The sequence below is a fragment of the Streptomyces litmocidini genome, from assembly GCF_014649755.1.
In the GTDB taxonomy this organism is placed as follows: domain Bacteria; phylum Actinomycetota; class Actinomycetes; order Streptomycetales; family Streptomycetaceae; genus Streptomyces; species Streptomyces litmocidini.
Genome location: NZ_BMTQ01000009.1, coordinates 257,217 through 269,584, shown reverse-complemented (window position 1 = coordinate 269,584; position 12,368 = coordinate 257,217). Strand labels below are relative to the sequence as shown.

The 12,368-nt window shown below is 72.8% G+C and carries 10 protein-coding genes; 6 read left to right on the top strand and 4 right to left on the bottom strand.

Annotation, left to right across the window (positions count from 1 at the left end):
- Window positions 1-81: 81 nt before the first annotated feature.
- Entirely contained in the window at window positions 82-1,641 is a 1,560-nt protein-coding gene (locus IE180_RS21180) for an APC family permease (RefSeq protein ID WP_229860696.1), read from the bottom strand.
- A 132-nt stretch (window positions 1,642-1,773) separates the two neighbouring features.
- Between IE180_RS21180 and IE180_RS21175 the strand changes: the two genes are divergently transcribed.
- The 6 genes from IE180_RS21175 (at window position 1,774) to IE180_RS21150 (ending at window position 8,934) form a co-directional block, all read left to right on the top strand.
- Window positions 1,774-2,394 carry a TetR/AcrR family transcriptional regulator gene (locus tag IE180_RS21175; RefSeq protein ID WP_190158483.1) on the top strand — a complete coding sequence of 207 codons (621 nt, stop codon included), beginning with the start codon at window positions 1,774-1,776 and terminating at the stop codon, window positions 2,392-2,394.
- A gap of 88 nt (window positions 2,395-2,482) precedes the next feature.
- Window positions 2,483-3,901: a flavin monoamine oxidase family protein gene (locus IE180_RS21170; RefSeq protein WP_190158482.1), complete on the top strand. Its 1,419-nt coding sequence runs from the start codon at window positions 2,483-2,485 to the stop codon at window positions 3,899-3,901.
- Window positions 3,898-4,776 (top strand): TetR/AcrR family transcriptional regulator, encoded by an 879-nt coding sequence (locus IE180_RS21165; protein WP_190158481.1) that lies wholly within the window; start codon window positions 3,898-3,900, stop codon window positions 4,774-4,776. Before IE180_RS21170 ends, IE180_RS21165 begins: the two co-directional genes overlap by 4 nt.
- Window positions 4,777-4,830: 54 nt before the next feature.
- Entirely contained in the window at window positions 4,831-6,807 is a 1,977-nt protein-coding gene (locus IE180_RS37225; RefSeq protein ID WP_190158480.1) for an oxidoreductase, read from the top strand.
- A gap of 589 nt (window positions 6,808-7,396) precedes the next feature.
- The gene (locus IE180_RS21155; RefSeq protein WP_190158479.1) at window positions 7,397-8,158 is read left to right on the top strand and encodes a peptidoglycan-binding domain-containing protein; all 762 of its coding nucleotides are present in this window, start codon (window positions 7,397-7,399) and stop codon (window positions 8,156-8,158) included.
- 17 nt (window positions 8,159-8,175) lie between these two features.
- Entirely contained in the window at window positions 8,176-8,934 is a 759-nt protein-coding gene (locus IE180_RS21150) for a D-Ala-D-Ala carboxypeptidase family metallohydrolase (protein ID WP_190158478.1), read from the top strand.
- Between the two features lie 295 nt (window positions 8,935-9,229).
- On the opposite strand, the gene IE180_RS21145 is transcribed toward IE180_RS21150, so the two are convergent.
- The 3 genes from IE180_RS21145 to IE180_RS21135 are packed head-to-tail and all read right to left on the bottom strand — an operon-like array spanning window position 9,230 to window position 12,321.
- On the bottom strand, window positions 9,230-10,447 hold the full coding sequence (locus tag IE180_RS21145; protein ID WP_190158477.1) for an MFS transporter: 1,218 nt from the start codon (window positions 10,445-10,447) through the stop codon (window positions 9,230-9,232).
- Between the two features lie 7 nt (window positions 10,448-10,454).
- Window positions 10,455-10,922: an ArsI/CadI family heavy metal resistance metalloenzyme gene (locus IE180_RS21140; protein ID WP_190158476.1), complete on the bottom strand. Its 468-nt coding sequence runs from the start codon at window positions 10,920-10,922 to the stop codon at window positions 10,455-10,457.
- Window positions 10,923-10,956: 34 nt separating this feature from the next.
- On the bottom strand, window positions 10,957-12,321 hold the full coding sequence (locus IE180_RS21135) for an NAD(P)-binding domain-containing protein (protein WP_229860695.1): 1,365 nt from the start codon (window positions 12,319-12,321) through the stop codon (window positions 10,957-10,959).
- Window positions 12,322-12,368 lie beyond the last annotated feature (47 nt).

Below are 12,368 nucleotides of genomic sequence, written 5' to 3'. Positions count from 1 at the left end.
CGTTTCCGTCACGTGCGGGACGTCCGCGAGGACGACGGCACGGTCACCCGTGTGCCGGTCCTCGGCCGCCCGGCCCGAACCTCAGCTCTTCGTACGACGGGTCTTCGCGCCCGCCGCGTAGAAGACGAGGCCGATGACCGCGATGATCAGCAGCGGCACGACCTGGCTCAGCGTGTAGGCGGAGCGCTGGCCGGCGAAGGCCTCGGGCAGGGAGTCCGCGGGGGAACCCTCCGTGCCGAACCAGCCGACGCCGAAGCCCGGCCAGATCAGCACGACCACCGTGAAGGCGACCAGGCCGGTCGCGAGCGCGGTGACCGTCCAGGCGCCGGGGCGACCGCCCGGGACGGCGTACGGGCGCGGAGTGTCGGGGTACTTGCGGCGCAGCACCACCAGGCTCGGGAAGGTGATGACGTACGAGACGAAGGTCGTGCAGATCGTCAGGCCCAGGCCCGCCGCGAAGTACTTCTCGCCGTCGCCCTCGGTGAGGTTGAGGGCGGCGACGAGGAGGATCGACGCGAGGACCGCCGAGAGCAGGTTCACCCGCACCGGGGTGCCGTGCTTCTCGGAGATCGTGCCGAGCCAGGCCGGCCCGGCGCCGTCGGCGCAGGCCACGGCCTGGGCGCGGTGCGCGCCCATCGCCCAGGTGACGCCGGAGGTCAGCAGGCCGATGATGAGCCCCGCGGCGGCGATGCCGCCGAAGACCGCGCCCGCACCGGTGAGGGTGACCGTGCCGTCCGCGGCGATGGTCCCCCCGTAGACCGTGAAGACGGCCTTGCAGGCGTCGATGAAACCGCCGAGGCTGCCGATCTTCTCGCCGGGCAGGACGAACATGATGCCGAGGATGGGCCCGCCGTAGAGCAGGAGCGAGGCGACGCCGGAGCGGAGGATGGAGAGCGGGATGTCGCGGCGCGGGTTGCGCATCTCCTCGGCTGCGGAGCTGGGAAGTTCGAAGCCGACGTAGTTGAAGATCAGGACGGGGACGAGCGCCACGAAACCGGCGTAGGTCGGTGAGAACTCGCTCGCGGGCAGGGCGTGCACGCCGTTCCGCACGGCGAAGACGACCACCGAGACGAGGAAGAACCCCAGCAGCACGATGCGCGCGACGGCGCCCGCGATCGGCACCCACTTGCCGACCCGGACGGACTGGACGACGGCGAGCGCCCCGCCCCAGATGAAGACGAGGCCGGCGGCGTACTTCCACAGACCGGGCAGCGGCGTGAAGAACTCCTCCCAGGTGGTGAGGGCGATGATGCACAGGCTGCCGCCCACCCACACCGGGTTGGAGATCCAGTAGAGGATCTGGTTGAGGCCCGCGGTGAGCCGGCCGAAGGCGAGCCGCGTCCAGACGTACGGGCCTCCCTGGACGGGGAAGGCCGAGCCGAGTTCGGCGACGAGGAGTCCGTAGGGAAGGAAGAAGAGCACCGCGAGGATGGCCATCCAGGTCAGTCCCTGCGGGCCCTGCGCCGCGACCGACCCGATCGTGTCCAGTCCGACGAGGGTGCATATGAGGAACAGCAGGACGTCGAAACGGCGCAGCTCCTTGCGGAGCCGGCCGCGCTGTTCGTCCCAGCCCTCGGAGAGGTCGGGGGTCTCGGGTGCGGGCTCTTCGGCCCTGTTGGGGGTGACGGGTGCTTGGGTCACGGGGCGGACTCCTACGGCAGCACGGGGAGGGTCACGTACGGAGCGGCACATCATCTGACTGAACGGCCAGTCAGTAGCCAGCACTGTGAGCCCGGCCACACGGCAGTGTCAAGAGCTGTGTAGGGTGAAGCGGTGGCCAGAGTCCGGTTGAGCGTGGAGGAACGGCGCGCGGAGATCCTGCGCGTCGCCGTCGAGCAGATCGAAGCCCGCGGCGTCAGCGGTGTACGCATCGCGGACGTCGCCTCGGCGCTCGGAGTCAGCAGTTCCCTGGTGCTCTACCACTTCTCCACCAAGGAGCTGCTCGTCGCCGAGGCCTTCGCCCATGCCGCCGAGGGAGACCTCGCCCACCTGCGCAGACTGCTGGACAAGCCCCGCACCAGCGCCACGCTCCGGCTGCGCTCGGCCGTGCGTTGGTACGCGCCGACCGGGCAGGCGAAGGGCTGGCGGCTCTGGATCGAGGGCTGGGCGGCCGCGCTGCGCGAACCCGCCCTCAGGAAGGTCGCCCACGACCTCGACCAGCAGTGGAAGGCCGCGATCGCCGACGTCGTCGCGCAGGGCGTGGCCGCCGGCGAGTTCGTCTGCGACCGCCCCGAGGACGCGGCCTGGCGTCTGACCGCGCTGCTCGACGGACTGGCCGTGCAGATGACCTCGTACAAGGGACCGCTCAGCCGCGCCACGATGCTGGAGTGGGTGGACGACGCTCTCGTGGCCGAACTGGGCATCGACCAGGAGACGCTGACGGCCGGTCGATAGGGCCGCGCCTCCCCCACCGGCCGTGCGGCCCGGCCTTCCTGCCGCAACCATTGACGCACTCGTCAGTGTTGCCGCATCCTCTCGGGCCATGGAGAGACAGAGCGCAACGCGTCTGATCGAATCCGATGTCGTCGTCGTGGGCGGAGGGTACGCCGGGCTGGCCGCGGCCCTCCGACTCCACGACAACGCCGTCGACTTCACCCTGGTCGAAGCCTCCGACCGGGTCGGCGGACGGGTCCTGACCGAGATCCGACCGGGCGGCGGCCCCCTCGACCACGGCGGCCAATGGGTCGGCCCCACACAGACCCGCCTCCTCGAACTCGCCGCACGCTTCGGCTGCCCCACCTTCCCGACCTGGGAGAAGGGCAGCCACATCGAGGTCTGGCACGACGGCGCGCGGGTCCCCTACACCGGCGCCGCGCCCGCCGACGGGCCCGGCACGGCCGAGTACGTCCGGGTCACCGAGCTCCTCGACGAGTTCGCCCGCACCGTGGACACCGTCCGGCCGTGGCGCACGGCCCGCTTCGGGGAATGGGACGCGCGGACGGCACAGTCCTTCTTCCGGTCCGAGACCGACGACGCGGACGCCCTGCGCCGCATGGCCCTCGCCGTCCAAGGGCTGTGGTGTACGGAGCCCGACGAGATCTCGCTCTTCCACGTGCTCTTCTACATCGCCGCGGCCGGCGGTTTCGAACAGCTGATGGAGACCCGCGGCTGCGCCCAGGACAGCCGGTTCGCCGCGGGCGCCGCCGGCCCGGCCCGCGCGGTCGCGGCCCTGCTCGGCGACCGCGTCCGCCTCGGCGAGCGGGCGCTCTCGATCGCGTACGACGCCGACGGCGTCCGCGTCCGCACCCCGGCCACCTTGCTCCGGGCGCGCCGGGCGATCGTGGCCCTGCCCCCGCACGCCGTACGGGCCATGGACTTCACGCCGCCCCTGCCCGCCGCGCGGGACGGCTGGCTGTCGCACAGTCCGATGGGGCGCGTCGCCAAGGTCCACGCGGTCTACGACACCCCGTTCTGGCGCGAGGAGGGGCTGTCCGGGGTGGCGACCCTGTACGACGACGGGCCGATCGGCGTCGTGTTCGACAACTCCCCGGAGGACGGCTCGCACGGCGTCCTCGTCGGATTCGTGTACGGCGACCGCCTGGACCGCTTCGCCGCCCTGGACGAGGCCGGCCGCAGGGCGGCCGTCCTGGACGGTCTCGTCTCGGTGGCCGGCCCCCGGGCCGGACGGCCGCGCGACTACACGGAGAAGATCTGGTCCCAGGACCCCTTCGCCCGGGGCGGATACGAGGCCTACGCGACGCCCGGCGGATGGAGCGGGCACGGCGAACGCGGCTGGCGGGAGCCGACCGGCCCCCTGCACTGGGCGGGGACGGAGACCGCGTCGGAGTGGAACGGCTACATCGACGGCGCGGTGTCGTCGGGATACCGGGCCGCCGACGAAGTCCTCGCCTGCCCGGACGGGACGGACGAGTCGGACGGACGGGACGGGGCGGCGCGATGACGGCGATCCGGCGGGGGCGGGACGAGGACGTCCGGGCCGTGGCGGATCGGGCGCGCCTGGTGGTGCGGTCGGCGGCGGTCAGCCAGCGCGAGTTCGCCGCCCGCGTCGGCATGGAGCCCACCGCGCTGTCCAAGGCCCTCAACGGCGGTCGCCGCCTCGCGGACCGCGAACTCGCCGCCATCGCGCGGATCGGGAAGGTGTCCCTGCGGTACCTGCGGACCGGGGAGGGGCGGCCGCCCACCGCCCCGGACGACCCGGTGGTGCCCGAGGCGCGACGCCGCGCCGACGCCGTCGACGCGGAGGTCCGCCGGGCCCAGATCCTCGAGGAGACCGCGCGGCTCATCGCCCGCCGCGGCTTCCACCAGGTCCGGGTCGCGGACATCGCCCGCGCCTGCGGAACCAGCACGGGCACGATCCACTACCACTTCCCCACGAAGGGCGACGCGCTGCGCGCCGCCCTGCACCACTACGCCGAGCGGCTCCACCAGCGACTCGAAGCCGAGTTCCGGGACGCGGACGGGCCGGTCGAGAAGCTGCGGCGGCTGATCGACGTCCAGTTGATCAGCGGCGAGGACGACAACGACGAATGGTCGGTGTGGGTGCAGTCGTGGAACGAGGCGATCCTCGACCCCGCCCTGCGGGAAGGCCAGCGCGAGATCTACGCCCGCTGGCGGCGGACCGTGCTCGACCTGGTGCACGCCTGCCAGTACGAGGGGATGGCCGCGGACGCCGATCCGGAGGCGCTGACCAGCCGGTTCACCGCCCTCGCGGACGGCCTGGCCATCCAGGTGCTGGCGGGGAACGGGGAGATGTCCCCGGCCCGGATGCGGGACCTGCTCCTCGACGCGTTCGAACCGCACATCACGCTCCGCTGACGGGGCGCGGCGGCCCCTTCCGGCCGCCCGCCCGGGCCCGAGAAAGGACGTTCCATGACGACGCGGTTCCCCCACCTGTTCAGCCCGTTGAGGGTGGGCGGCGTCACCGTGCCCAACCGGATCCTGTCCTCCGGCCACGACACGGTCCTGGCCGAGGACGGCTCGGTGACCGATGACCTGATCGCCTACCACGAGGCCCGCGCCGCGGGCGGCGTCGGCCTGATCGTGCTCCAGGTCTCCGGCGTGCACGAGTCCGCCCGCTACACCACGCACGTGCTGATGGCCACGGACGACGCGTGCGTCCCCGGCTACGCCCGACTCGCGGCGGCGGTGCACCGGCACGGTACGAAGGTCTTCGGCCAGCTGTTCCACCCCGGCCGGGAGATCCTGGAGTCCGGGGACGGCACCGCGCCGGTGGCGTGGGCGCCCTCGGCCACGCCGAGCGAGCGCTTCCACGTCATGCCGCGCGCCATGACCGAGGCGGAGATCCACGAGGTCGTCGACGGTTACGGACAAGCCGCGCGCCGACTGCGCGAGGCCGGACTCGACGGCGTGGAGGTCGTCGCCAGCCACGGCTACCTGCCGGCGCAGTTCCTCAGCCCCCACGTCAACGTCCGGACCGACGGTTGGGGCGGCGACCGCGAGGGGCGGCTGCGGTTCCTGCGCGAGGCGCTGCGCAGCGCCCGGGCGGAGGCCCGACCGGGCTTCGCCGTCGGCCTGCGCGTCTCGGGCGACGAACTCAGCCATGACGGCCTGGACACGGAGCTGGTCCTGGAGACCGTCGCCCGGCTCGACGCCGAAGGACTCCTCGACTACGTCTCGGTGTGCGCGGGCAGCTCGTCCAGCCTGTCCGGAGCCGAGCACATCGCTCCGCCCATGTTCCGGCCCGCCGGTTACACCGCCCCGCTCGCCGCGAAGGTACGCGCGGTGGTCGGCGTCCCGGTGATGGTGGCCGGCCGGATCAACCAGCCGCAGGAGGCCGAGCGGATCCTCGCGGACGGGCAGGCCGACGCCTGTGCGATGACCAGGGCGCTGATCTGCGACCCTGACCTGCCGGCCAAGACCGCCGAAGGCCGTACCGGGGAGATCCGTGCGTGCGTCGGCTGCAACCAGGCCTGCATCGGCCACTTCCAGCTCGGCCGTCCCCTCTCTTGCATCCAGCACCCGGAGACGGGACGGGAACGTCGCTTCGGGGTCCTGCCGCTCGTGACACGACGCAGGAAGGTGCTGGTCGTCGGCGGCGGCCCGGCCGGCCTGAAGGCCGCGGCCGTGGCGGCCGCGCGCGGCCACGACGTGGAACTGCACGAGGCGGGCCGACGTGTGGGCGGCCAGGTGCTCCTTGCCGAACGGCTTCCGGGGCGGGCCGAGTTCGGAGGTGTGATCACCAACCTGGAGGGCGAGGCGCACCGTGCCGGAGTCCGCGTCGTGACGGGCTCGCGGATCGACGCACCGCACCTCGCCGCCGCGGCCCCGGACGCCGTGGTCCTCGCGACCGGGGCCCGGCCCCGCCGCCCGCGCATGGAGCTGATGGACGACCCGGTGGTGCTGGACGCCTGGTCGGTGATCCGCGGCGACGCCGAGGTCCCGCGCGGCCGCCGGGGACGGATCGTGGTGGCGGACTGGCGCGGCGACTGGATCGGCCTCGGCACCGCCCTCCTCCTGGCCGGCCAGGGCCGGAAGGTGACCCTCTGCGTGACCGGCTTCGCGGCCGGCGAGCACCTGCAGCAGTACGTACGCGTCGCCATGCTGGCCCAGGCCGTGCGCGCCCGGATCGAGATCGTTCCCCACGTCCGGCTCCACGGCGCGGACGACGACACCGTCTACCTGCAGCACACCCTGACCGAGGACCCGGTGGTGCTGGAGGGCACGGCCGGAGTCGTCCTGGCCCAGGGCCACCTGCCGGTCACCGATCTCGACCCGCTCGCCCTGGGCGTCACGCCCGACCGCGTCTTCGCGGTGGGCGACTGCGTCAGCCCGCGCACGGTGGAGGAGGCGGTGCTGGAGGGCCTGACGGTGGCGTCCGGGTTGTAGACGTGGTGATTCCGTCGCCGCCGGAGGGCCTGCACACCGTTCGCCCCTGAGCTCTTCGCGTACCGCCGCCCCCGCGCCGCACAGCGACGTGTCGCCCCTCGCCCGTCCCTGCGTTGCTGCTCGGCCCGTGTCCGGCGTGCCGCCGATGCCACCGGACGGCGCCCCACCGGGCCGCGGTCGGCATGCGCACGGAGGACACGCGCGAGCCGCGGCGGGTCGGCGGGCCGGTCCCGTTCCGCGAGGCCTCCTCCGAGCCCGGTGTCCCACGCCTGGTCGTCCCAGACCTGGTCGTCCCAGACCTGGTCGTCCCCGGCCTGCTTCACGACAGCAGCCGCTCGAAGCACGCCCGAACGGTGTGCACCACAGGCGGGAGCCGTTGCGGGAACGCGTCCCACGCCTTCCCGGCCCCCGCGCACCGCGCGTCCCGCACGTCCCGGACCGTCCCGTACCGCTCCCGAGGGGGTCCTCACCACGGACCCCGACGGCACCATGGCTTCAGCCACCAAGTCGCCCGTACGCAGGCGACTTGGCCATCTCGGCGTGCATCCGTCGAGGCAACGGCGTCGACCCGCGAAGACAAGGACTCGGAGTGATACCCATCGGTACGGCCCTTCCGGCCTCCCAGGTGCCGGCCCCCCGGCTGCCCGTCGCCCGCGCGGCACTCGTGCTGTTCGTCACCCTGCTCGCCGTGCTGGCGCCCCTTGCCCCCGCGCACGCCCTGGACTCCACCACCTGGCTCCAGCGCAATCTCGCGGGGATCGGTTACCTGCCGTACAGCGGCATCGACGGCGTCTACGGCTCCCAGACCAGCACCGCGGTCCGTTCCTTCCAGCACGACAACGGGCTGGCCGAGGACGGCGACTACGGCAGTCGCACCGAACTCGCCCTGCACAACAAGGTGATGGAGGTGCAGCGCAAGGTCGGAACCACCGCCGATGGCGCCTACGGCGACGGCACCAAGTCCAAGGTGGCGGCCTGGCAACAGGCGAACGGCCTGTCCGCCGACGGCATCACAGGCCCCGCGACCATGAACGCGATGCGCGTCGCCCGCACCGTGAAGATCACCGGTCAGTGGAAGACCACCGAGCACGGCTGGTCCGTGAGCAGCCAGTTCGACTGCCTGGACAACCTCTGGATCCGCGAGAGCACCTGGAAGGTGTACGCCACGAACCCCTCGTCCGGCGCGTACGGCATCCCGCAGGCCCTGCCCGGCGACAAGATGTCCGTGGCGGGAGCGGACTGGCAGACCAACCCGGCCACCCAGATCGAGTGGGGCCTCGACTACGTCAAGTCGCGGTACGGCACCCCGTGCGCGGCGTGGTCCTTCTGGCAGTCCCACAACTGGTACTAGAGGAAGAGGACTCGACCATGACATCCGACCTCTCCCGACGCTCGCTGCTGCGCTACGGCGCCGGCGCGGTGGCCGCCACCGGTCTGGCCGTCGGCACCGGCCTGGCCCTCGCCGCCCCGGCCGCCGCCTACGGCTGGCCCTCGCAGCTCTCCCAGGGCTCCAGCGGTGCGGCCGTCAAGGAGCTCCAGATCCGGATCGCCGGCTGGGCCGCCGGCTCGGCCCAGCAGACCTTCGTGTCGCTGGACGGTGACTTCGGCCCCGGCACCGAGGCGGCGCTCCGTCGGTTCCAGGCCGCGTACGGACTCACCGTGGACGGTGTGGCGGGGCCGGAGACGTTCGGCCGGCTCAACGCCCTGGAGAGCTCCGACGGATCGACCGCGCACTTCGACTTCTCCGAGTTCGAGAGCAAGGACGGCTCCGGCTTCTCGGGTGGCAAGGTGGGCGCCACGACCGTCAAGGAGAACGTGCGCCGCACCATGTACAAGCTGGAGGCGCTTCGCAAGAAGTGCGGCGACCTGGCCGTCACGGTCAACTCCGGCTTCCGCAGCATCTCCCACAACGCGTCGGTGGGTGGCGCCTCCAACTCCATGCACCTGTACGGGATCGCCGCGGACGTCGCCGTCTCCGGCCTGTCCACGAAGACCGTCTACCAGAAGGCCGAGACCTGCGGCTACTCGGGCCTGGAGACCTACACGGTCTCGTGGCAGCACGTCGACTCCCGGGTCGAGTACCCCTACGGGTCGCAGTCCTGGTGGTGGCAGGACGGCGTGGCCTGACCCCTCCCGCTCCACGCCTGTCCTCCGCACGGCATCGCGGAGATCGGCCAGGGCCCACGCGGGGCCGGCCGGGTCGTCCCGCCGCCACCGGTCACGCGCGTCCTCGCCGAGAGCGCGGCACGGGCCGGGGGGCGGTTTCGGGTGGCAGGGACGATCCGGCCGTACCAGGGACTCCACGAGAGGAGCGAACGTCTCCGGCGGGAGGCGGAAGCCCCGCTCCTGGTCCGGTACGACGGTCCGGTGGGCGAGGGCTCCACGACGTGCGTGCCGGGACCGTCGGCCTCGACGATCGGAATCACTTCTTGCCGCGTACGGATGTCGCCGTGGCCACGAAAGCAGACGCCGCCCCGAGACCGGCAAGCACTCCGAACAGCTCCGGGTGACCTCCCAGGACCAAGGCGAGGGTGGCTGCCGCGAAGGGCGCGAGAGCCGAGGCCGTCATGGCTGGAGCACCGAGGATCGCGGAGAGGCGGCCGTAGTGCTGTGTGCCCCACCGGTCGGTGATCGCGGTCGCCTGGAGGAGGGTGAGGTTGCCGCGGACCGTGCCGGCCGCGATCGACACCGCGATCACCAGGCCGTACGGGCCCGGTGTGACGGCGAGTGCCGCCGTGGTCAGGGCGCCGAGTGCGATGAGGACCACGGTGCGGACCGTCGCACCGGTACGGCGGGCCAGCGGCGCGTAGAGGGTGCGGCCGAGGGTCTGGCCCGCGCCGCCGAGGCCGAGCGCCCAGGCCGCTTGGGCTGTGGTGTAGCCGCGTTCGAGCAGGAGCGGGACGAGGGTGACGACGACGGCGTACATCGCGAAGGCGGAGAGGGTGAACGCGACCGCGAGCAGGAGGAACGGCCGGCTTCGGGCTACGGCGCCGGGGCCCGCGACCGTATCGGCCGGGGAGGGTGCCGCCGGGGGCCAGGGGGCCCTGAGGGCGATCGCGTGGGCCGGGACCGTGACGGTGGCGAGGATCGCCGCCAGCACCAGATAGGTCGCGCGCCACGACAGGTGGTCGGCCAGGGCGGCGGTGAGCGGGGCGAAGACGGTGGAGGCGAGCCCACCGGCGAGGGTGACGATCGTGAGGGCGCGGACGTGGTCAGGAGCCCACCAGCGGGTGAGTGCGGCGAACGCGGGCTGGTAGAAGGTGGCCGCCATGGCGAATCCGCCCAACAGCCAGCCGGCGAAGAACACCGGCAGGTTCGGCGCCAGGGCGACGATCACCAGGCTCAGGACTCCGGCCACAGAGCCTGCCGTCATGACCGTGCGCGGGCCGCGGCGGTCGATGATCGGGCCGACCCGGATTCCGGTGAGACCGGAGACGACCAGGGCGAACGAGAACGCCGCCGTCGTGGCGCCGGTGGACCAGCCGCTGTCGGCGGTGATCTGCGGGTTCAGGACCGGGAAGGCGTAGTAGACGGTGCCCCAGCTGGTGATCTGGGTGGCGCAGAGCGCGGGCAGGGCGGCGCGAGGCCGCGACCGGTCCCCTGCTCCGGCCGCGGCTCCGCGGGTGTGAAGGTCGGACATCGAGAGGTCAGCAGCATCCGCCGGCGGTGACCGGTTCCCTCGCGTCGCTGTCGGTGCTGGCGGCCGTGCCAGCGCAGCAGGTGCTGCCCTGCTGCTTGGTCAGGGTGTCGGCGTCGGCCTTGACGACGTACACCTCCCACGGTTCGCGGCCGGGGCCGTGGACCCACACCTTGTCCTGGAGGGCGTGACAACAGGTGGTGTCGTTCTCCTCCGTCGTCGGCAGACCGGCCTCGCCCAGGCGGGCCGTGGCGGCGTGGACCGCCTCGGTGGTGTCGACCTCCACACCGAGGTGGTCCAGACGGGTGTCCTCGTTCCCGGTGCCTTCGATGAGGACGAGCTTGAGCGGCGGTTCCGCGAGGGCGAAGTTGGCGTAGCCGTCACGGAGCTTGGCCGGTTCGGTGCCGAAGAGCTTCGTGTAGAAGGCGACGGATGCCGCCAGGTCGGGAACGCGCAGGGCGAGCTGTACGCGGGACATCGTGTTCCTCCAGCTGTGGGTGGATGGGGCGGGGTCAGCAGCCGCCGGAGGCGGCCGGGGCTCCGACGCCGGTCCGGAGTGCCGTCGGGGCCGCGCAGCAGCCGCCGTCGGTCGTGGCGTCGGCGGGCTGGTCGAAGAGGCCGGCGCCGCCACAGACCCCGGTCTCGGGGAGTACGAGCTCGACGCGTTCGGCGGACTCACGGTCACCGGCGATGGCCGCGACGGCCGATCGGACCTGCTCGTAGCCGGTGAGGGCCAGGAAGGACGGAGCGCGGCCGTAGGACTTCATCCCCACCAGGTACACGCCCGGCTCCGGGTGCGCCAGCTCCTTCACACCGTGTGGGTACACCGTGCCGCAGGAGTGCTGGTTCGGGTCGATGAGCGGGGCCAGCTCGACGGGGGCCTGGAGCCGCTCGTCGAGGCCCAGACGCAGCTCGCCGAGGAAAGTCAGGTCGGGGCGGAAGCCGGTCAGGACGATGACCTCGTCGACGGGGTCGAGCCGACGGCCGTCCTCGGAGACCAGGACCAGGCGCTCGCCGTCGCGCTCGATCGCGTCCGTGCGGAAGCCGGTGACGGCGTCCGCGTACCCCTCGTCGACCGCGGCCTTCGCCGCGAGGCCGAGGGCTCCACGGGCGGGGAGCTGGTCGGCGCCGCCCCCGCCGAAGGTGTTGCCCGAGATGCCGCGCCGCAGGATCCATGTCGCACGGGTGTCCGCACCGCCCGGGGACTTCGCGAGGGCGGCGAGCGAGGCGAGTGCCGTGAAGGCCGAGGCTCCGGAACCGATGACGGCGGTGCGCCTGCCTGCATAACGGGCCCGTGCGGCAGGGTCCTTGAGGTCGGGAACCCGGTAGGAGATCCGCTCCGCCGCCGCACGTTCGCCGAGGGCCGGGAGCCCGTCTCCGCCTGCCGGGCCCGGAGTGGACCACGTGCCGGAGGCGTCGATCACGGCCCGGGCGAGAACCCGCTCCTCGCGTCCGTCGCCGTACCGGACGTACACGGTGAAGGGCTGCTGCTCGCGGTCGGCGTCGACGACGCGGTCGCGTCCGGTGCGGGAGACGCCGGTGACCCGGGCGTCGAGCCGGACCCTGTCGCCGAGGACGTGGGCGAGCGGCTGAAGGTAGGCGGCCGCCCAGTCCCCACCGGTCGGGTACGTGTCCGCGTCGGGCTTCACCCAGCCGGTCGGGGCCAGGAGCTTCTCGGCGACCGGGTCGACGACCTCGCCCCAGGCGGAGAAGAGCCGCACGTGGGACCACTCCCGAACCGCGGCTCCCGCCCGGGTGCCGGCTTCCAGGACCAAGGGCTCCAGGCCCCGGTCGACGAGGTGCGCGGCAGCGGCCAGGCCGGCGGGGCCGGCTCCGACGACCACGACGGGCAGTTGGTCGGTGGCGGTGACGTTCACGGCTCTTCCCCTTTTGATTCGACGTTCGTCGATCTCTTGCGCCTCCA